Here is a 19,527-nt window from a genome sequence, read left to right as displayed (position 1 = left end):
GAGAGGCGGGAGAGGGGGTAGCGATGGCGAAGCAGTCAGAGAAAGCGGCTCTCAACTATGCGGTTGGCTGTGAAGGGTGGCGCACGGCCCTGTTCTGCTTCGCCGAGCGAATAAGAGCGCTTTCCCATGGGTGCATCAACCATAAGGTGCTGTATTCGTATGTCGGCTTGAAGGGCCATTACATCAACCATGCCAACCCTTCCATTAGGAAGCGCACGGCGACCATGCTGTCAAGGTTGATCCACTCGCTGCGATACGTCGATGATTTCAAGGAGAGCTGCGTGAAGAACTCCCAGGTGTTCGCAGAAGGAGCCCAGTCCCTTTGCCGTGATTTGGAAAAGGCAGGAATCGATCCAGGAAACGCGATCCGTGAGATTTCATATCCGACCTGGAAAGACGTCAGCTGTGGCTTCGCAAACGAATGGAGGGCTGGGAGAACAGATCTCAACCTCGCGCGCATCAACAACGAGATGCAGCTCTTGTTTTCAGTCTGCGCTATTGGGCAAGGCGACGCTGAAGAGCGCTTGAACATGCTCGTCTCCTCCTACTTCCATCTGCTGACGTTCGGGCATCTTGACGAGGAGCTTGCCCGGAGGCTTGCGGAGGCCACGCCGGACGAGATACCCGATGCTGCGAAAGCGTCAATGCCCTCCGAAGATCGGGCGTGCCTTGTCAAGTACGACGCGAACGCCCCGGGTGTCGTTGCCGACTGGTGGTTGGTCGATTCGATGCAGCCGTTCTTCATCGGGCGCTACACCGACAGCGATGTCATCGAGGGCGATCCCTCCGCCTCTCGGCAGCACTGCCGTATCGTGCGCGATGAAAGATGCTGGCGGCTGGAAGACCTGGGTTCGAAGCACGGCACCCGGGTCGTCCGCGGGAAGGATAACCGCGTCGCCTACGACAGCTTAGCCGAGGGTTCGGGATGCTCGTGCGACCTGCAAGCGGGGGATCGCATCGTGCTCGCCGGAAGCTCGTGGTACTGGTTTGGAATCATGGACGATCGAGGTGAACGATGAGCGGTCCGAAGTCGGGAGAGCTGACGCTCGAGCAGATCATGGCGCAACGGCTGCAAGCGGAAAGGGAGAGGAACGCATCCATCCTCAAGGAAGCGCTGCGCGAGGTTCGCAAGCGGGCGGCGAAGCTGAACGCGCAATGCGCGGATGCGGGAAAGTTCGGACAGCTGGCTTCGGAGGATTGCAGGAAGCTTGTAGCAGAATGCGAGAACCGCCTTGTTGAAACCGCCACTCGCGGCTACCCTGCGCAGCTTGCAGAGGCCCAGGCCTTCAATAGGCGGCTCGAAGCCTCATGCGATCAGGCGATAACGAAGCTTGCCGCAAGCTTGAAGGACATCGAGGGCCGTGTGGGCCGCGATGCCGAAGCGCTCGCCCGGCTCGACAGGCTCGATTCCTTTGCAGAGAAATTCAGTGCAAACGCGTCGGTCAAGCGCTTCGATTTCGGGGAGGCCATCGAGCGCGCCGAGAGGCTCCGCGCCGAAACGTCGTCTGCCAAGAGCGCCAGCGCGCCGAGGGCTGCGCAGATGGCGAGCGCATCTCCGTTTGAAGTGCTCGACGAGGTTCGCAATCTGTTCTCCACCATCTCCGCGCTGTCCATGGACGAGGCGCTCGTCGCTCAGCAAAGGGCGACGCTCCTCGCTTCGGCGCGCGATCTTCGCGCCGCGTTGGAAGAGTATCAACTCGATCATGATCGCATTGTGGCTTTGGAAAACGCTGCTGCAGTGTGCCGCACGATCGCCCGCGGCGCTGCGCGCGCGGCTGACGACATGGGCGACGTTTACACGGAATGCCGGCTGCTCCAAAGAAGGTGCCGCGAGCTCTCGGTCGGTTTCGCGGAGCTGCCTCCGCTGCAGAGTTTCAAGGGCATTGCCGAGGTTCAGCGGTTGGAGGCGGATCTTGCCAAGCGCTATCGAGAGCTGGCGAACGACGCGTATTTCGCCGACGCTCTCGACCGGGTCATGGAAAAGCACGGCTACGGGGTGAAGCGCGCGGTTTGCTTGTCTGAGCAGGCCATTCCAGGCCATGTGCTGTATGCGAACACCGAAAGCGACGTCGGGATCCATGCATACGTCTCGCCGTCCGGCATGGTGATGATGGAGACGGCTTCCATCAGCGGGGCGGTTCTCGACGACGAGGACGGGGTTCAGGTGGAACGAGCGCAGGCGGCTTCGGCTTACGATCGGTTGCGCCTCGTCGACGAGCAGCGTCGTTTCTGCAATGTGTTCGCGGAGTTTGCCGACGACCTGAAGGCTTACGGCATCTGCCTAGCCAAGAAGTCGGACATGCCGCCTTCCGAGGAATGCTCCGTCGTGTTCACGTCGGTCGGGCGCGCGCGTATGCAGGAAGCCGATGAGTTGCAAAGCCGCAAGAAGAAGAGCCGCGCCGATGAGGTGCTCGTCGAGAGGGAGATGAGCTGATATGTGGATCTGCTCGAACTGCGGAATGGCAAACGAAGATGCGTTTGACGTTTGCCCCGCCTGCGCTGCGGGAACTTCCCAAGCCGGGGAGCGCGCGCATGATGCATCTCCGACACCGCTGCCCGACTCCCCAAGAAGCGTCGACGCGGAGTCGTTCGTCGATGGGCGCGCCTCGCAGAGCGCGGGCGACCTCCTCGTGCTTGAGGAGGTACGCACGAGAACCGAGATAGAGATCGGGGGCAGCGGCGGATTTCTCGGCAGGGAGGGTGATTACAAAAACGATCTGTTCAGCCCTAAAGTCTCACGCTTGCATCTTGAAGTGCGGAAGGAACAAGCCGGTTGGTCGATCACTCCGATGAACACCGTCAATTCGACGTATGTGTACAAGAATGGCGAAAGCGCGGAGCTGGTCGAGGGGGTGCCGCATCCCCTCTACGGCGGCGAAACAGTGCGCATGGCCGACATGACGTTCCGCGTCTCATTGAAGAGCGGGGCCGAAGGGGAGGAAGGCGTCTCGGAGGTTTCCCCCGAAGCCGCGCGGGAAGAGTCGCTTCCTGCTTCTGCGGAGGAGCCCCAAGCGATCAGGGACGACGGCCAAATCGAAGGTTGGTTCATCGATTGCCCGCCGGGCGGATGCGGTTGGAGCTTCCAAGTGGCAGGCGAGGCCGCACATCTCTCCGAATGTCCTCGCTGCGCCGACGCGTTCGACAAGCGCAAGATCGCACAGGTCAAACCGTGTTACGGGAAGCGCGACAGACGGGTTGTCGACGATGTTCGTTGATCGCTTGCTCTGCCCTGTGGAAACGCTTGGCCCGGGACGCCGGCTGGTGATGTGGACGAGCGGCTGCTCCAAGCGATGCCCTGGTTGCGCGAATCCCGAGCTTTGGGCGCATCGGCCGGAGCACGAGGTGGAGGTGGAAGGATTCGCCGATTGCGTCGTGCGCACCGCCCGTGCGCAGGGCGTGGATCGGCTGACGTTGACCGGCGGCGATCCGCTGGAGCAGCCGGACGAGCTCCTGCGTTTCCTCGGGATCGTGCGACCGGCGTTCCGCGACATCCTCGTGTACACGGGGTACACGTACGAGGAGGCGCAGGAGAGCTTGGGGGTCGAGCGGATGGGACGCCTCTGCGGGTTGATGGACGCGCTCGTGGACGGACGATACGTCGAAAAGCTCAACGACGGCAGCTGCGCGCTGCGCGGATCCACCAACCAGCGCGTGATGATGTTCAACGAGGAACTTGCCGGCGAGTACGAGCGCTGCCTTGAACAGGGCCGGGCAGTGCAGAACTTCGTGTACGGGGGAAGGGCGATCTCCGTGGGTATCCACGGCGCGCGCGACTAAGAAGGGACGGTTTGAGCGATGCAACTGCCATCATGGGAGCGAGAGCTGCTGAACTTCAAAGGCATCAAAAGCTTATTCGTGCTCGAGAAGAACATCGATGATCTTTATCCCGTTTGCGAGGAGGCGGCAGAGGAGTTGACGCCATCGAGCGCGCGGTTTTTCGACATGCGGCAACTTGCGAAGATGCTGTTCGCCGACTATGAGGCGGGTGGCCGCTATCAGATGGTGTGCTACAACCCCTTCAGTCGTTTCTCCGACCCTTTCCACGACAACCGGCTTGAGCGCTACCTCGCCGCCGCCGAGCGGGCAGCTGCGCAAATACGGATCGAAGACGAGCGCGTGAACGCGTTCTCGGCGGGCGCGGGAGAAGGGGCGCAGCCGAAGGAGAGTGCGCTCGTCCACGACTCGCAGCTGATAAAGGCGTTGTTGACGCGCAACCTCGCGATTGAGCCCGCTGAGGGCGAGGAGCCGATGCCCGCGCAGCCCGTCGCCATCGTCGTGGACATGGCCTCCCGACTGCTCTCTTCGCCGACGAATCTCGACGAGGAGGAGACGGCGTTCTTTTCCAACATGCTCATGGCGGTGACCGACGCGCTGCGCATAGGCGAAAGCCGCAACACGCTCATCCTTCTCGCGAATAACTTGCGCGACCTTCCCGAATGGTTCATCGCGACGAATCCCAACCTGCGCGCCATTGTGGTTCCCTCGCCCGATCGCGAGGCGAGAGACCTCTATGTGCAACACGCGTTCGAGATCACCGATACGTCGGTCGACTCGAACGGGAAGACCGTAGCCGAACGGTTCGTGGACGTCACCGACGGCATGAGCATTCGCGAGCTCGACGAGCTGAGGCGGATGCACGGAAGAAGCAGCGCTCCCGACGCGGAGTTATGCGGGCTCGTCGACGTGTACAAGTTCGGAGTGCGCGAGAACAAGTGGCGGATGATCGCAGACAAACTTGAACGCGATCCCGAGGGCGTCATTAAACGCAGGGTGAAAGGACAGGATCAAGCCGTTAGCGCTGTTATCTCGATCCTCAAGCGTTCCTCGCTCGGCTTGAGCGGGGCCACGCATTCCTCGTCGAGCAAACCCAAGGGTATCCTGTTTCTCAGCGGTCCTACCGGCACCGGCAAAACGGAGATAGTCAAAGCGGTGACCGAGCTTTTGTTCGGCGATGAGCGAAGCTGCATCCGTTTGGACATGTCGGAATATCAAGGCGACAACTCCGATCAAAAGCTGTTCGGCGCACCTCCCGGGTACGTGGGGTACGCGCAGGGAGGCCAGCTCACCAACGCGGTTAAGGCCAACCCGTTCTCCGTGCTGCTCTTCGACGAGATCGAGAAGGCCAATCCCAGCATCATGGACAAGTTCCTCCAAATCCTCGAGGACGGGAGGATGACCGACGGCCAGGGCAACACGGTTTACTTCTCGGAGACGGTGATCTTCTTCACGAGCAACATCGGATTCTCGCAGGAGGTGTTCGACCCCTCAGGTCGGCATGTCGTCGATCATGTGGCCCTCATCGATCCCGATGAGCCGTATGACGCCATGTGCGCCAAGGTGAAGGAATCCATGGATGCCCATTTCAAACCTGAGTTCCTGGGACGCGTGGGCAACAACGTGGTCGTGTTCAACTTCATCGATGACAAGTCGGCGGCGGCGATCGTCGAGCTGAAGATCGAGGCGGTGAATCGCAACATCGAAAAGCAGAACGGCATCATCGTGAACATCGACCCGGCGACGGTCGCCCACTTCGTGCGCCGCTCTCTTTTGCCGGAGATCAAGGAGAAGGGCGGGCGCGGCATCGGAAACCTCATCGAAACGGAGTACTTGAACGTCCTTTCCGACTTCCTGTTCGATGAGCGCTGTCGATGTGGAGACGAGGTGACCCCCGAGGTGGCAGACGGCTCGATACGGTTCCGACGCGAAGGAGGCGACCATGTTTAGGGTGGTGGGGGTGACCGACCGGGGGGCGGTGAAGCTGGTCAACGAGGACCGCGTTGCCATCGATTCCCTCGTGTTGTCCGCAGGCCTGTATGCCTCGTCGTGGGACGCGCCGTTCGGCGTCGCGGTGTTCGACGGCGTGAGCGCGGGTGGCCGCGGATGCGAGGCGGCGGGCATCGCATCCGCTGTGTTCGCAGACCTTTGCGAGGAGTCCTTGGCCCAAGGGTGCCGCCCTGACGGGGAGATCGAGGGCCTTCTGCGTTCGGGCCTCGATGATGCTCATAAGACGATCTGCGCGTACCGAGCCTCACTCGGCTTGCAGCCGCCTCCGGCATCGACCGTTGCCGGCATATACTTCACATGCGAAGGCTCGGCCGTCGTGTTCAACGCCGGAGACTCCCGCGTGTACCGTTACCGCAACGGACTGCTCGTTCAGCTCTCGCACGACCACACGATTATCCAGCGGCTTGTCGATGCGGGCGCATCGGACGAATTGGTCGCGCAGTCGGCTCCTGACGCTCATGTGATCACGAGGGCACTGGGGATGGACGAAGAGTCCGGCATTGTCGAGGTGTCTGGCACTCCGAGCGTATGCCTGGAGGGCGATTTGTTCCTCATCTGCTCGGACGGACTGACCGAGGGGGCCGACTCGGGGCGGATCGAGTTCGTTTTGGCGCAAAACGCCCCTTTGCCGGCAACGGCGCGAACGTTGGTGAACCTCGCCAAGCACAACGGCTCGACCGACAACATCTCGGTCGTGCTCGTGCAGGTGTGCGATGGGGATGCGGGAGGCGAGTGATCTTATGGCTAATGAAACCGTGGCGATGCGCGGCGCAGGAGGCACCGAGGCTGACTTCGGGGGGACGGATCTGCATGCAAAAACCGACAAAGACCTCGTGCTGGTTCCCGAGGAGATAGAATTCATCGATGACGAAGGTCGCCGCTTCGTGCTCGATGGCGCCGATGAGCTGGGAGGCGGAGGCCAGGCAGTTGTTGTGCGCGCTCGTGATGACGAGGGCAACGAGTACGCCGCGAAGGTCATCCCGAAGGCGGTGAAAATTCGGCATCGGAAGAGCTATCTTGCCGTGCTTGCCTTTCTTAGAGAGCAGTCGCAATCGGTGCGGGGAGGTTTCCGATCCTCTCATCTCATGCCCGTCCTGTCGCATGGGGACGTCTCGGCTTCGTTTCTCGGTCGCTCTGATCCGGTTTCGTGCGATGTTGTCATCATGCCGATTTGCCGCTGCCTTGGCGACGAGGTCCATCCGCCATCGTTTTTGAAAGAGCGGGTGATACCTGAGATAGCCGAGGCTCTTCATCTGCTGCACGAGAACCGCATCGTTCACCGCGACGTCAAACCTTCGAACGTATTCGAGCTCGACGGGGTTGTGGTTTTGGGCGACTTCGGGATTTCGACCCTGATGGGCGAAGACGAGCGTGTCGGGAACACGGCAACCGCTCGCATGACCCCAGGTTTTTCTCCCCGCAATCGCTCCATCCTGCCGAGCAACGACTGGTATTCGTTCGGTTACACGATCTGGACTATGTACAACGACAATGTGCACCCGCACAAAGAGCTCATTGAGGCTGATAACCTTGCGGAAGTCGACGCAGGAATGCGCCCGGTGAAGTTCGACCCCAAGTCGTCCGAGGACGCTTCGCTCGGCGATTTGATCTATGGTCTGACGATGGAATACGCGCCAACCCGTCTCGGCTACGACGACGTGCAGGCTTGGCTGAAAGACCCTGGCGGCTTCAGCTTCGTCGACCCTGTGCTCAACAGCGCGCCCAAGCGTCCTTCGTACGTATTCGAAGGGACTGAATGCTTCGACGACGCCACCCTCGCTGACGCATTGGCGGGCAAGTGGGACCAAGCGAAGAGGCATCTATATTCCCACGGGCTCGAAGAGTACTTCAAGAAAATCGACAACTATGACGTGTCCAGTAGGCTGCACGAGATCGTCGAGCAGGATCGCGACACCATCAAGGATCCCGACCTGGGCCTCTCGCGTGCCATCTACCTCATTTCGGGATCGCGACGCGCAATGGTATGGCGCGGGCACGACGTCTCGCTCGCGGCTTTGCGCGCGATGTTCGAGCAGCGCGAATGCTCCGAGCTTGGGGAGTATGACGAGCTGTTGGCCAATGGCTTCCTCCCGTGGACGCTCAAGCAGGAAGACGATGGGGAATCTCAGGAAATGGGCAAAGAGCTGGGCTTGATCGCCGCAGCCGCGTACGATCATCGAGCCTTCGCCCGCAGCCTGTTCCAGCACCTGTTCGCCGGAGGAGGCCCCTCGCGCTATGCCGGCTACGAAGACGCCGACGGGCTCGTGAGTTTCCTCTTGGAAAGCCCCTATCGTTTCTACGAGGCGATCTCCTCGAACCAGCTGTTCGACGATTGCCTTGCGGCGTGCGCGCCGTTCTCCGACGTCGGCAGACTGCTCGACGTGCGCAAGGCGTGCGACGGCTTGGATACGCTCGAACTCGCGTCGCAGCTGCTGGCATTTTTCGAGGGGCAGGTATCCGACGCATCCCTCGTGCGATCGTTCAGTGCGAACTACGGTCCTCAGGCGCCGTGGCTGTGGGTAGCGTCGCACGTCGATCTCTACGAAATAGACGGGGAGGTCGATGAGGGCGGCGTGGCTTCTGCGGCGCTTTTTGGAATCGTCGAAAGCGCTGTGGCAGAAGATGACTCCCTGAGCATCATCAACCAAAAGGGAACGACGGCCCGACACCACGCCGACACGATCAGGTCTTCGATGGACGAGTCGCCGATTCCCTGTCGTTTCGGCATCGTATCGAATAAGCCCATCATACCCCTGGAGCAGGACGCGCTCTTCTGTGCGAGCTTCTATGGCCAGCAAGTTCCGCGCGGTTTCGTCCGCGCGCTCTTGCGGGCCTCGGTTGACGATCTGCCCGCCGCGGGCTGGCCGGACGTCATCATGCTCACCGACGAGGCGCGCGAGTCGGACGCCTTTCTGCCGGCCATCGAGCAGCGCATGAGGCAAACCGTCGAGAAATGCGATCAGGCCGGCGGCTCCGTGAGTTCGTCGGTGTTTCGCGCCCTGGTCGACGTGGCTATGGCGGTCGCGCTGCTCCTTGGGTTGACGGCGTATGCCGGCGTCCTTGAGACGGCTGTCTGGACGGTGTTCTCGTCGTTGACTCCCGGCGACGCAACTGGTGCGGCGACGGGATTCGTCAAGGTCACGGGAAGCGCGGCCTTCGCGTTTTTCGCGTTCGACGCTGTGGCGTCCCTGCAGCGATGCCGATCACTCAACCTGGTCCGCAGAATGAAGCGCTCGTGGACGGGCACGATAGAGGAGGTGCGCTCATGCGTCGACGAGATGAAGGCGGATGCATCTTCGTACGCGAACGAGCTTCGCGACATGGAAAGCTCGCAGAGCCGCTGCTCGCAGAGCCTCGTCTCGCGCGCTGCCGCAGATGAAACGACGGTAGAGCGGATCGCCAACCCGTACTCTTCAACAAGCTATCGATTCGTCTGGTATGCGACGGCGGCATGCGCGTCGGCTCTGACGCTATTCGCCGGCATCGTGCCGCTGTACGCTCTCGTGAATCTTTCGATCGATTCCGGCGTGGTGCTCTTCGTGTCCCTCATCGCAACCGTCGCAGGTTTTTGCTTCGGCGCCTATGCGACGAAGGATTGGGAGGGGGCGTTCACCAACTGGTTCTGGGCAGTGGCGGCGGTTTCCCCGTTGGCGGTCATGCTTGCCCTTGCGCTCTTATTCTTGTTGGTGTCTATGGTCATCGCGATTATCATCGCGGTTTTTGGATTGATTGTGGGCATAGGGGTTCTCTTTGGGTTGTTGAACTCGTAGGAGGTTGATGACATGGCGAACGAAGGCTCGACAAGCAGCTCATCGCTGTTTGCGAGGAGAATTGTGCCATTTGCGGCTGCCGCTGTGGCCGCCTTGCTTTTCTGGTTCCTCTATCCGCTCGCGCCGGGGAAGATAGTGTTCCCGCATGCTTCCGATGAATTCGAGATGGCCTCGCTGGAATGGGCGGGCGCATGGAACCGCATGGGCGCCTCGAGTTCCGACGAGCCCGTCGTTGAAGACGAGGAGCCGGTCGAGGCGCAGGATATGGGTTACATCCTGCCGTCCGACAGCGTGGAGCTGGCAGACGAGGACGTGCAGGGGCTCGATGAATGGACCTGCACGCTCGCCATCAACGAGCTGTACGCGCGCTACGGGCTCGTATTCGGCGATGCGGATATCGACAGCTACTTCGCATTGCAGGAGTGGTATGTGCCCGACTCCTCTATCACTGCCGAGGATATCTCGTTCACCGACGTGGAGCGCCACAACCTGGATGTTTTAGTAGCCTATGCGGAGGCCAACGGATGGAGATAAGGGCTGAAGAAGAATCGCCCCGGTTGTCCTTGCGCGCAAAGCGCCGCCTGGCAGGCGCGGTGTCGCTTGCGGCGATAGCGGCACTTTCCGTCCTCATGTTCGTGTATCGCGACGCCATCGCCTCGTATGCGAATGCGGGATATGTAGCAGTGGGGCTTGTGTGCTTCGCCTTGAACGCCGGCGTGTTCGGCCTGTCCCCCTCCGGGATCGTCGCGGTTCAGGCTTCGTTTTTGTTCGATCCGCTCCTGACGGCCCTCGCGGCGGGGCTGGGGGCTGGTTTGGGGGAGGTCATCAGCTACTTCGCCGGTCGATCGAGCGCCAAGGTGGTGGATGTCAAGCATGCGGATTTCCTTCGCTCGCTGTCCCCGGCGCGTCTGGCCCTCGTATCGTTTGCCGCGTCGTTTCTGTCGGGGAACCTGTCCGACGGAGTGGGCGTGGTGTGCGGCCGTATGGGCAAGCCGCTTGCGTTCTACCTTGCCGGCGCCGTGTCGGCGAAGATCGCGAAAATGGTCGTTTTGGTGTTCGGGGCCCGGTACCTCGCGGATTCGCTCGCCGGGTTCGGCGCTCTGTAGGAGGAGCTTATGGATGTCGGTTCGGCCTTGGGCAGGGTGTTGGATCGCCTCTCGCAAAACGAGGAGGCTACGCGCATGCGGGCCGCAGCGCTCGTCGATTTGGATCGGGACTATCGAAGCGAGCTCGAGCGCATTGACGGGGAGGAAGCTGCCGCGCGTTCGGACGTGGTGGCTCGGCAGGCCGAGTCCCGGGCCGAGGTGAAGGCGAGGCTCAACCGGCTGGAGCGAAGCTATCAAGGCAGGATTCGGGAAGCAGAGCGCGCAGTGCGGGAGGAGTCGCGGCAACTTGAAGCGCTTCGCAACCTGCTCGATGGATTTGAGGCGCGCATCCCCGCCGATCTTGAGGCGGTGCCGGCATGCGCTCCTGAATCTTTGGAAGGAGGTTCCGGGTTCTCTGAGGATGAGGCCGAGTCGCTGCTCGCGATCATGGCCGATAAGTCGCTATTCGCCGGCGCGCGCCGTCTGCTCGGCGGGACCTCTTCGCCCTCTAGAAAAGACGCCTGCGCGCGGTTGAAGGGGATGATCGCCCTTGAGCGCGGCTTGTTGGCGGAAAAACTCTCTCTGTTACGAGAAGAGGATCTCGTGAGCGAACTGCGGCGCGAACTGGCGGAGGAGAGACGGAAGATCGAGGATTCGCCGTGTGGGCCGGAGCCGACGTTCGACGCGTTGCCGTTCGAGATGCGGCGCAGGCACCTCGACGAGACGTACGCTTTCTCCCGTTCGAGAATCATGTCGGGCGCTTCCGGCGAGGAATCTGCGGACGCTGCATTCGAGGCGTGCGTCGAAGACGCCGAAGAGGCCGCGCATGGCCTCGGGTGCCTCAAGGAATCGTGGCGCGGCGACGGGATGCCGCCCGACGCCTTTCCCGAGGAGATCGCCCTCTGCTGGGTCGAGGTTGCCGACGGCTCCCGCTCGCTTTTCGTTCCCTATTCCTTTCCTTTGGAAAATCCCCTGCACTGCTGGATCGAGGCGAAGGAGCGGCGTGCGGAGGTGCTCGGCGGAATCCGTGCCTATCTGGCGACCCTCGTGAGGCGCATGCCGCCGAACGGCGTCCGTGTTTTTTGGTTCGATCCTGTCAGCAAAGGGCGCTCGCTCGGCAATTTGGCGCCCTGGACGCGCCCCGATGCGGATGACGAGGTGCTTGTGAACGTTGCCACGAGCGGGGATGACGCGCGAAGGCTCTTCCATAAGCTCGACGAGCTTATGGGGACGGTTGGCATGGCGGTGGCCGGCGAGGGCAGCGTCTCCCGCCATAATGCGCTGCTCGAGAGCGATCACGTGCCCTACACCGTCGTAGTGGCGCAAGACCTCGATAGCAGGTATTACGGTAGGTCGGAGCTGGATATTCTCGATGCCATCATCGGCAACGCCGATGCGCTCGGCATGCAAGTGATCGCGCTTGTCGATGACATCCCCTGCGATGACGAGGGAAAGGCTTCGTCGCTGCGTGCCGTCAAGGAGCACTGCGCGGTGCTGAGCGACGCGGCCGGCGCTTTGTCGATTGATGTCGCGGAAGGCCGGTTCCCCGTTCGCCTGCTCGACGAGACTGCGATCCCCCGTCGTTTCATCGACGAAGCCCCTGCTCTTTGGCGCGGTCGGGCGTTTGAGGAGGATGCTGTTCAGGAGAAAGGCACGGACGGCTCCCAGGGCATCGTGATCCCGTTCGGAACGACTGATGCGGGGCGTGAGGCATGTCTGGAGTTTGGCGTCGATTACGCTCATGCCATCGTCACGGGCGCGCCGGGAGCGGGTAAATCCGTGTTCCTGCACAACGTGGTGGAGAGCGCCTGTTCGCGCTATTCCCCCGAAGAGCTTACGGTGTGGCTGGTGGATTACAAAAAGACGGAGTTCGGCCTGTACCGCGACCCCCAGTACCGCTTCCCTCATATCTCGTTCATCGGCCTCGACGGCTCGGCTGATTTCGTCGAGGGATTCGTCGGGCTTCTGATGACGGAGTTCATGCGACGCCAGGAGCTGATCCTCGCGGAAGGGACGCGCGGCATCGGCTCCTACAACAGCAAGGTCGTCCCGGAGGCGCGGCTGCCCCGGCTGCTCGTGGTTATCGATGAGTTCCATCGGCAAGCCGATCTGATGCTGAACGATGAGGGCGACACGCGAACAAGCTTCGAGCAGATTTTGCGTGAGTCCCGTGCTTACGGCATGCATATCCTCATAGCCGATCAAACCCTCAGCGGCATGAGCGGGCTCACTGACGCCGCACGCAAGCAGATGGCGGGCAGGGTGCTGTTCAAGTGGAGCGAGCCGTCTGAGGTCGCCGACATGCTCGGCGCCTATTCGGACGTTGCGCAAGAAACGCTGGCGGTGGGGGAGGCGTACGCGAAGGTGCGCGGCGTCAACGTGAGGTGCTCCTGCCGTTTTGTGGGCGAGGATGAGATCGCCGCGTCGGCTGCGCGGCAGCAGGCGCTCTTCGGCGACCATGGATCTCGCTCCTGCCGGTGTTTCGATGCGAACGAGCGGGCGATGCTTCCGCACGAGGCGGATTCCAGGGGAAGGGTCGCGCTGCCGGTGGGGGAGGTTCCCAACTTCTCCGATCCGGAGTTCGGGATCGAGCTGAGAAGCCGCAAAAAGGAGAACGCGTTCATCCTCGATGCAGGCGATGGGCTCGCCTTCGATGTTGCGTCGCTGCTCCTCGTTGGGATGTTCCGGCGGCATGGCACTGCGGGGGCGGTCATCTGCGATCCCGCGCTCGCCGAGGCCGAGGGGTGGGACGCCCGTTGGAACGAGATGGCGCGGTTGATGCCTCTTCGCATACTGCCGTCACCGTCCGAGGTGTGCGAGTATTTCGCGCAAGGCGACCTTGAGAACGTCATGATCGTGCTGCAGGGCTTTGACGAGATGTCCGAGGCGTTCGAGCAGCTGCCCTCTCGAAGCGAAGCGACTGCTCCGCGCAGTGGCGGTCGGGCCGAGCTCGACGCCCTGCTGGCGAGCACGGCGTCTCTAATTGGAGACGAGGGCGCTCATCGGGAGGCGATGGATGCCGAAGGAGCAGCTCATCTGTACGATGCGCGCGAACCGATGCTCCGCGTTCTTCAGCAAGGTGGAGCACGTCGGGTCCATGTGTGCTGGATCGCCGATTCCATCCCTTCTATCCGTTCGGTGTTCTCGGGGATCGACGTGAAGGGCGATGATTTCGACACCCTCTTCGCGCATCGCTTCGCAGGCAAATGCAGTAGGCGCGATTCGTACGACTTAGGCATGGGATCGAAAGCCCACTCGATACCTGCAGACGAGCGGGAGTTCAAAATGGTGTACGCGGATAGGGCTGAGAACGCGGTGCTGTTCAAGCCGTACGCAACCGATTGGTAGAAAGGAGAGGCATATGGGAGAGCGGATAATCGAGGCCGACCCGGGCACTTTGAAGGAGGTCGCGCGGTTGCTCGAAGGAACTTACGAATATGTGATCGACCGAACGAATGACATCGCGAAGGATTGGCTAGCCCTTTCCGGGGAGTTCCGAGACACCGATGCCGCGCATATGGGATCGTCGTTTCAGGTCATCTTGAAGGAATTAAAAGGCTCGCTGCCTCTCGGAGTGGAGGCTGCCAACCTTCTTCGCAACTACGCGGATTGGCTTGAGACGAAATAACAGGAAAGGGGATCCCTTATGGAGACGTTCGTTGATCTCGATGCGCTCGAGCACTTCGACAATAAGCTGCACACGTATATCGACGAGATGCGCGGTTTGTTGGACGGCACGAGCAGTCGCGTCAAGGCCGCTTCGCTGTCCACGCGCGACGCGGCCGTGAGCGGCGCCGTCATGGATGTCGAGGATTCGTTCAAGCGGATCGTCGACGAGCTGAACAACCTTGACGCCTTCTCGAAGAGCATCGGACAAAAGGTGCTCAAATACCGCAAAGCCGAGAGCATGGGCAAGAAGAGGTGATGAAGGAAGGTAGTTACGATGTTGGTGTCCGACACCATCGTGGCCAGCAACAAGGTGTGCGCCGACCAGGGCATGGACGGCCTGGCTTACGCATGGGCGGAGCTCGAGTTCGGCGGCGACGCGCTGCTCGCGGTGGAAGAGCCCGAGCCCGAGGCCGCGCCCGCGCCGCCAGCGTGCGACGTGGACTACGCGGTGTGGGGCGTCGAGCTCGCCGACGGTGCCGTGCGCGAGTTCGACTCCGCAGCCGGGAGGTTCCTCGCATAGGCCCGGTTTCCGCGCCGAAACGCTTTCGCAACGCCCGCGCCCGGCCGCGGGCGTTGCCGTTTCCGGGAGGGACAATGCCCGGACATGAACATTCCGCCGGGCGCATGCAGGCTCGGCTCGCGTCGAAAGGAACCGCCATGCCCGCGTCCATCCATCCTCCCGTCCAACTGCACCTGGTCCTCGACGAGCGCAGCTACGAAGAAGGCGGCAGCCTCGAGATGGCGCGCCGCTTCACGGCCATCGCGCCCACCGAGGTGGTGCGCGCGAGCAAAGGCTCGCAGCGGGCGAACGTGCTGCGCTTCGACGTGGGCGACGACGTGGTCACGGGCGAGGGCGAGCTCGATCCGCTGTGGCGCGACGCGCTCGCCACCTGGCTGGACGAGGAGTTCGCCGAGACGAGCGCGATCGTGGCCCGCGAGAACGACGCGCGCGCGAGGGGAGGCCAGCAGATGGTGCCGTTCACCTGGGCCGAGGTGAAGTTCGGCGCGGGGCCGGTCATCGCCATCCGCATGAAGGACTCCGCCATCCCGCCCGAGGCGGCCGGGTTCGTGGCGCGCGCCCGCACGCTGCTGGCGTCGAACGCGTTCGGCGGCGACCCCATCGCGGCAATCCGCATCCCCGCCTGCGTGAGCATCGCCGCGCAGCGCGCCGATGCCGGCCAGGACGTCTCCGGCGAGGAGCGGGAGCGCAGGATCGCCGCGGTGGGCGAGAAGGAGCGCGGGTCGTCGTCGGCTTCTGACATCGTGGAGGCCGCGGAACTGGCGGCCGGCATGGACGACGAGCCCGCGAGCGGCGCCGCGGCGGCCGACCCCGACGAGCAGAACGCCTGGGCCGGCGCGGCCATGGAGCAGGACGGCCCCTCGCGCCGCGAGCTGGACGAGGCCATCGCCGAGGCCGAGGCGGCGCTGCGCCGCGGCGACGACCCGACCGACGCCGCATCCGAGGAGCGCGACGCCCGGCCGAGCGGCATCGTGGAGTCCGTGCGCACCGATGTGCCCGACCAGCGGGTGGTCGGCAGCGAGGAGCGCCCCCGCCCGCTGCCGGACGACCCCGCGCGCCGCGCGTCCGACCCCGCGAGCGACGCCTGCGCGCTCGCCGACGAGGACGTTCCCGACAGCCTGGACTACCGCATCTGGAACGTGGCCTACGCCGACGGCACGTCGGTGCGCTACGACTCGGTGCTCGGCGAGGCGCTGCTCGACTAGCGCGGGCGCGCCTACAGGAACAGCTCCGGCTCCCGGCGGGCGGTGAAGTGGCCCTCCAGCCTCGCGCGGATCATGTTCGAGAAGTCGTCGTCGAAGAACTTGGCGTCTTCGGGGCAGCTCTTGACGCACGCGTTGCAGCGGATGCAGCCCGCGTCCACAACCGCGGGGTCGTCGGCATGGATGACGCCCATCGGGCAGCGCGCGATGCACGCGCCGCAGGCCGTGCACGCGTCGGTGGTCTGCGGGCGGATGTCCATGGCGGCGGGATGCTCCTTGTAGGGTCGGTTTCCCCTGATGGCGGGCGTGGCGGCGGCCCCGCTCGCGATACGCGCGGCGGCCTTGCGTCCGAAGCGCTCGGCGACGGCGAGGTCGTCTGTATCCGGGCGGCCCGTCGCCACCTTGCGGGTCGACGAATGCTCGGCCACGAACGCGCCGGCCGCCGCCACGCGGAAGCCCTGCGCGGCCAGGAGGTCGGCCGCTTCCACGAGCGCGTCGTCGAAGTCGCGGTTGCCGTACACGCCTGCGATGACGGCCGTCGCGCCGTCGCCCTCCCAGCGGGCGACCTCGTTCGCCACGAGCACGGGAACGCGCCCCGCGTACACGGGGAACCCGAACACGAGCACGTCGCCGGTGCCGCACTCCACGCACGTGGGACGTGCGGCGGGCAGCGTGAAGTCCACGGTCGCGGTCGCCGCGCCGAGCTCTGCGGCAACCGCGCCTCCCACGGTTTCCGCAAGGCGCCTCGTGGAGCGCGTGGGGCTGAAGCAGGCGACGACGACGTTGGGCATGGCAGGGTTCCTTTCGATTCGCGGCTGCTCTGATGATACCGCAAGCAGTACCCGGCTGACCTCGCGTTTCTTCAAAATACGACGCTGCGTCGGATGGCGTGTCGGCAAGCGGGAGCTATGATGGGCGCAAAACGACCCGTCTGAGGAGGATCTGCCATGCCCCGCATCACCCTGCCCGCCTACACGCCGCGCTACGTGCCCAACGGCCGCGAGGTCGCCGTCATCGAGACGTCGCGCGGCGCCGTCCGCGTGCGCCTCATGGGCAAGGACGCGCCCGTCACCGTGGGCAACTTCGTCGAGCTCGCCGCGCGCGGGTTCTACGACAACCTGAAGTTCCATGCCCGCAAGCCCGGCTCGCTCGTGGTGGGCGGGTGCCCGACCACGCGCACGCTCGGGCCGGCGCAGGTGGAGGCCGCCGCGCGCGGCGTCATCCGCGGCATCCATCCCGGCACGGGCGACGCGCGCTACACCATCGTCGACGAGTGGGAGGCCAACCCGGGCAACCGCCATGTGCGCGGGAGCCTCTGCCTGGCGCACAAGTCGGAGCCGAACTCCGGCAGCTGCCAGTTCTACTTCTCGCTGGCCGAGCAGCCCGAGTTCGACGACAAGTTCACCGTGTTCGGCCAGACGGTGGAGGGGTTGGACGTGATCGACCGCCTGTCCGTAGGCGACGCGATCAAGAGCGTCCGCATCGAGGGCGCGGACGAGGAGGCCCTGGCCGAGGCCGTCTCGCACGAGACGCCGCGCCCGAAGTCGCCCAAAGAGGCCCTCGAGGAGATCGAGCGCGCCCGCGCCGAACGCAAGGAAGAGCCGGTCGAAGCGTAAGGTTGGGGAGTGACAAAGGGGCGCCCTGCCGTTAGGCTTCGTAGCTTTCCACGAGGTCGATGAGCTCTTGCTGCTTGTGGACGTCGAGCTTGCGGTAGATGTTCTCGATGTGCGTGCGGGCGGTGCCCTTGGCTATCTGCAGGTCGCGGGCGATGATGGAGAGCGTGCGGCCGTACGCCAAGAGCACGATGACCTCGCTCTCGCGCGGCGTCAGGCCGTAGTCCTCGGCCACGCACGCGCAGTGCCGCTCGAGCCGCCCGACGCCGGCCTCGGAGGCGGGCTCGTCGAGCCGTGCCTCGGCCTCGCGCTCCTTGCGGCCCGTGCGCACCGAATCCGACAGCTGCGCCACCACGCCTTCGGGCAGCACCATGAACGCCACCACCACCAGGCACAGCGTCGCCAGCATGGCCACCACCGTGATCTGCACGTCGCCGCTGGCCACGAGCGAGTCGATCACCCCGCCCGCGAGGTTGCCCAGCGCCATGCCGGCGAACATGAACGCCACGCCCAGCCCGAAGATGTGCAGCGCGTGCTCGCCCCGCCGCCGCGCCACGTCCACGAACAGCACCCAGGTGAGGATGTCGAAGAACTCGTATCCCACGTTGATGAGCAGAAGCGACACGGCCGCGTGCGTGTCGAAGAACAGCGCGATGGCCACGAACCCCGCCACCATCAGGGGCAGCGACAGACGGTAGGTGAGCGTGGCGTTGAAGCGGTCGCGCAGCCGGGCCACGATGAGCAGAAACGCCACGCCCACCACGATGAGCGAGAAGATGGCGCTGCCGCCGAAGAAGGCGAAGGGGTCGTCGTCGGCGGGCACCACATCGAAGAGGCGGCACAGAAACGAGAACGTCATGATGGAGAACATGAGCTTGCCCACGCCGAGGCCCACCACGGCGGTGCGCTTCTCGCCGTCTCCGCAGGCCTCCTCGCCGGGCGACGCCGCCGCGCCGGCGTCCGCGGCGGGCATCCTCTGCAGATCCTTCCACGTGAGACCCGTGCGGTTGGCCTCGAACAGCAGCAGCGCGAACGACAGCAGCGGGATGATGGCGAACCCGATGAAGCTCGTGTTGTCGGTGGCGAGCCCCGCCACGAGAGCCGTGACGATGGCGGCCGCCGGCGAGGCGAGCGCGGCGAACACGGTGGAGTGGCGCGCGAAGCGGTCGCCCCAGAGCACCTGCAAGGGACCGGCTCCCACGCCGCCCGCCGCGAAGCCGACGGCTATGAGGGGCTCGCTGTCCAGCCAGATGGCGAGGGGGATGAGGACGCCGCTCGCCAGCAGGGCGACGGGCGTGAGCCGAAACAGCGCCACCCGCGCCTTGGCGCTGCGCGATCCGTTGCGGTTCACCACGAACGACACGGCGAGCGCCGTGATGGCCCCGAACGCGAGGTACATCCAGTTGAGCGACGCGGTGGCGCCCGCCACGAGCGGCGCGCCCAGGCAGAAGATGATCCACGTCCGGCAGAGGCCGAACCCTATGACGATGAGCAGGAAGTCGAGTATGAGCGTGTCGCGCGGGCGGCCCGCGTCCGCGCCCTCCTGGGCGGCCCTGGGTTCCTCCTCGCTTGCGGTGCGGTAAGGCATGTGCATCTCTCCCCGTCGTCTGCGCCGCAGGCGCGTCTGCGCGCCTCTCCCGAGCGGCGATGTATCTCGTGCGTATGATAGGCGATTTCGCGCGCGGAGCGTATCGGATGGACGATCCGATACGCATACGACCAGGAAAATCCTATCGATCGTCAGACGAATGCGGCGAAATCCGACCGGCCGTCAGATGCGCGCCCCCGCGCCGCGGCGTAGGGTGCTCGGTGCACGGACGGATGCTTCCAAGGAGGGGCATCCCTGCCGGGAGAGAGGCAGGGGCCGCGCCTGCGGGCGGCGGC

The 19,527-nt window shown here is 63.8% G+C and carries 17 protein-coding genes; 15 read left to right on the top strand and 2 right to left on the bottom strand.

Features of this window, described 5'->3' with window-relative positions; all coding sequences use genetic code 11:
* The first annotated feature begins 23 nt into the window (after positions 1–23).
* The 14 genes from FX134_RS08065 to FX134_RS08000 all read left to right on the top strand — a co-directional run bounded on the left by FX134_RS08065 (position 24) and on the right by FX134_RS08000 (position 16,033).
* Positions 24–1,019, top strand: a complete 996-nt coding sequence (locus FX134_RS08065; protein ID WP_172623426.1) for an FHA domain-containing protein — start codon at positions 24–26, stop codon at positions 1,017–1,019.
* On the top strand, positions 1,016–2,434 hold the full coding sequence (locus FX134_RS08060; protein ID WP_080800205.1) for a hypothetical protein: 1,419 nt from the start codon (positions 1,016–1,018) through the stop codon (positions 2,432–2,434). The genes FX134_RS08065 and FX134_RS08060 overlap by 4 nt, the downstream gene beginning before the upstream one ends.
* A gap of 1 nt (position 2,435) precedes the next feature.
* Positions 2,436–3,215 (top strand): FHA domain-containing protein, encoded by a 780-nt coding sequence (locus FX134_RS08055; RefSeq protein ID WP_080800202.1) that lies wholly within the window; start codon positions 2,436–2,438, stop codon positions 3,213–3,215.
* Positions 3,205–3,777, top strand: a complete 573-nt coding sequence (locus tag FX134_RS08050; protein ID WP_080800200.1) for a 4Fe-4S single cluster domain-containing protein — start codon at positions 3,205–3,207, stop codon at positions 3,775–3,777. The genes FX134_RS08055 and FX134_RS08050 overlap by 11 nt, the downstream gene beginning before the upstream one ends.
* 78 nt (positions 3,778–3,855) lie before the next feature.
* Entirely contained in the window at positions 3,856–5,724 is a 1,869-nt protein-coding gene (locus tag FX134_RS08045; protein WP_172623424.1) for an AAA family ATPase, read from the top strand.
* Complete coding sequence (locus tag FX134_RS08040; RefSeq protein WP_080800194.1) at positions 5,717–6,520, top strand: PP2C family protein-serine/threonine phosphatase; 804 nt, start codon at positions 5,717–5,719, stop codon at positions 6,518–6,520. Before FX134_RS08045 ends, FX134_RS08040 begins: the two co-directional genes overlap by 8 nt.
* A 4-nt stretch (positions 6,521–6,524) precedes the next feature.
* Complete coding sequence (locus tag FX134_RS08035; protein ID WP_172623423.1) at positions 6,525–9,554, top strand: protein kinase family protein; 3,030 nt, start codon at positions 6,525–6,527, stop codon at positions 9,552–9,554.
* A gap of 12 nt (positions 9,555–9,566) precedes the next feature.
* A complete protein-coding gene (locus FX134_RS08030; RefSeq protein ID WP_080800189.1) occupies positions 9,567–10,088 on the top strand; it encodes a YARHG domain-containing protein in 522 nt (173 codons plus the stop codon).
* Between the two features lie 23 nt (positions 10,089–10,111).
* A complete protein-coding gene (locus FX134_RS08025) occupies positions 10,112–10,660 on the top strand; it encodes a VTT domain-containing protein (protein ID WP_143412167.1) in 549 nt (182 codons plus the stop codon).
* Positions 10,661–10,669: 9 nt separating this feature from the next.
* Positions 10,670–13,987: an FtsK/SpoIIIE domain-containing protein gene (locus FX134_RS08020; RefSeq protein ID WP_080800184.1), complete on the top strand. Its 3,318-nt coding sequence runs from the start codon at positions 10,670–10,672 to the stop codon at positions 13,985–13,987.
* A gap of 13 nt (positions 13,988–14,000) precedes the next feature.
* Entirely contained in the window at positions 14,001–14,267 is a 267-nt protein-coding gene (locus FX134_RS08015) for a hypothetical protein (RefSeq protein WP_080800181.1), read from the top strand.
* 18 nt (positions 14,268–14,285) lie between these two features.
* Positions 14,286–14,564, top strand: coding sequence for a hypothetical protein (locus FX134_RS08010; protein ID WP_080800178.1), 279 nt, complete (start codon positions 14,286–14,288; stop codon positions 14,562–14,564).
* Positions 14,565–14,582: 18 nt separating this feature from the next.
* A complete protein-coding gene (locus FX134_RS08005; protein ID WP_080800175.1) occupies positions 14,583–14,828 on the top strand; it encodes a hypothetical protein in 246 nt (81 codons plus the stop codon).
* A gap of 137 nt (positions 14,829–14,965) precedes the next feature.
* A complete protein-coding gene (locus tag FX134_RS08000; RefSeq protein ID WP_080800172.1) occupies positions 14,966–16,033 on the top strand; it encodes a hypothetical protein in 1,068 nt (355 codons plus the stop codon).
* 11 nt (positions 16,034–16,044) lie between these two features.
* Here the strand turns inward: FX134_RS08000 and FX134_RS07995 are convergent, their stop codons facing one another.
* Positions 16,045–16,821 (bottom strand): 4Fe-4S dicluster domain-containing protein, encoded by a 777-nt coding sequence (locus FX134_RS07995; RefSeq protein WP_080800169.1) that lies wholly within the window; start codon positions 16,819–16,821, stop codon positions 16,045–16,047.
* Positions 16,822–16,977: 156 nt separating this feature from the next.
* Here FX134_RS07995 and FX134_RS07990 point away from each other — a divergent pair, with 156 nt between their 5' ends.
* Complete coding sequence (locus FX134_RS07990; RefSeq protein ID WP_080800166.1) at positions 16,978–17,646, top strand: peptidylprolyl isomerase; 669 nt, start codon at positions 16,978–16,980, stop codon at positions 17,644–17,646.
* Positions 17,647–17,677: 31 nt separating this feature from the next.
* Here the strand turns inward: FX134_RS07990 and FX134_RS07985 are convergent, their stop codons facing one another.
* On the bottom strand, positions 17,678–19,231 hold the full coding sequence (locus tag FX134_RS07985) for a LuxR C-terminal-related transcriptional regulator (RefSeq protein ID WP_232050874.1): 1,554 nt from the start codon (positions 19,229–19,231) through the stop codon (positions 17,678–17,680).
* Positions 19,232–19,527: the final 296 nt, after the last annotated feature.

Origin of the sequence: Arabiibacter massiliensis (assembly GCF_902386925.1) — a bacterium.
GTDB lineage: Bacteria > Actinomycetota > Coriobacteriia > Coriobacteriales > Eggerthellaceae > Arabiibacter > Arabiibacter massiliensis.
Note: the sequence above shows the minus strand (reverse complement) of the source record. Positions and strands in the feature narration are given on the sequence as shown.

Excerpts from the sequence above, each read along its gene's own strand:
- FX134_RS08040 (WP_080800194.1), top strand. The coding sequence starts at position 5,717 with ATGTTTAGGGTGGTGGGGGTGACCGACCGGGGGGCGGTGAAGCTGGTC.
- FX134_RS08030 (WP_080800189.1), top strand. The coding sequence starts at position 9,567 with ATGGCGAACGAAGGCTCGACAAGCAGCTCATCGCTGTTTGCGAGGAGA.
- FX134_RS08035 (WP_172623423.1), top strand. The coding sequence starts at position 6,525 with ATGGCTAATGAAACCGTGGCGATGCGCGGCGCAGGAGGCACCGAGGCT.
- FX134_RS08055 (WP_080800202.1), top strand. The coding sequence starts at position 2,436 with ATGTGGATCTGCTCGAACTGCGGAATGGCAAACGAAGATGCGTTTGAC.
- FX134_RS08005 (WP_080800175.1), top strand. The coding sequence starts at position 14,583 with ATGTTGGTGTCCGACACCATCGTGGCCAGCAACAAGGTGTGCGCCGAC.
- FX134_RS07990 (WP_080800166.1), top strand. The coding sequence starts at position 16,978 with ATGCCCCGCATCACCCTGCCCGCCTACACGCCGCGCTACGTGCCCAAC.
- FX134_RS08010 (WP_080800178.1), top strand. The coding sequence starts at position 14,286 with ATGGAGACGTTCGTTGATCTCGATGCGCTCGAGCACTTCGACAATAAG.
- FX134_RS08050 (WP_080800200.1), top strand. The coding sequence starts at position 3,205 with ATGTTCGTTGATCGCTTGCTCTGCCCTGTGGAAACGCTTGGCCCGGGA.
- FX134_RS08065 (WP_172623426.1), top strand. The coding sequence starts at position 24 with ATGGCGAAGCAGTCAGAGAAAGCGGCTCTCAACTATGCGGTTGGCTGT.
- FX134_RS07985 (WP_232050874.1), bottom strand. The coding sequence starts at position 19,231 with ATGCCTTACCGCACCGCAAGCGAGGAGGAACCCAGGGCCGCCCAGGAG.
- FX134_RS08015 (WP_080800181.1), top strand. The coding sequence starts at position 14,001 with ATGGGAGAGCGGATAATCGAGGCCGACCCGGGCACTTTGAAGGAGGTC.
- FX134_RS08020 (WP_080800184.1), top strand. The coding sequence starts at position 10,670 with ATGGATGTCGGTTCGGCCTTGGGCAGGGTGTTGGATCGCCTCTCGCAA.
- FX134_RS07995 (WP_080800169.1), bottom strand. The coding sequence starts at position 16,821 with ATGCCCAACGTCGTCGTCGCCTGCTTCAGCCCCACGCGCTCCACGAGG.
- FX134_RS08000 (WP_080800172.1), top strand. The coding sequence starts at position 14,966 with ATGCCCGCGTCCATCCATCCTCCCGTCCAACTGCACCTGGTCCTCGAC.
- FX134_RS08060 (WP_080800205.1), top strand. The coding sequence starts at position 1,016 with ATGAGCGGTCCGAAGTCGGGAGAGCTGACGCTCGAGCAGATCATGGCG.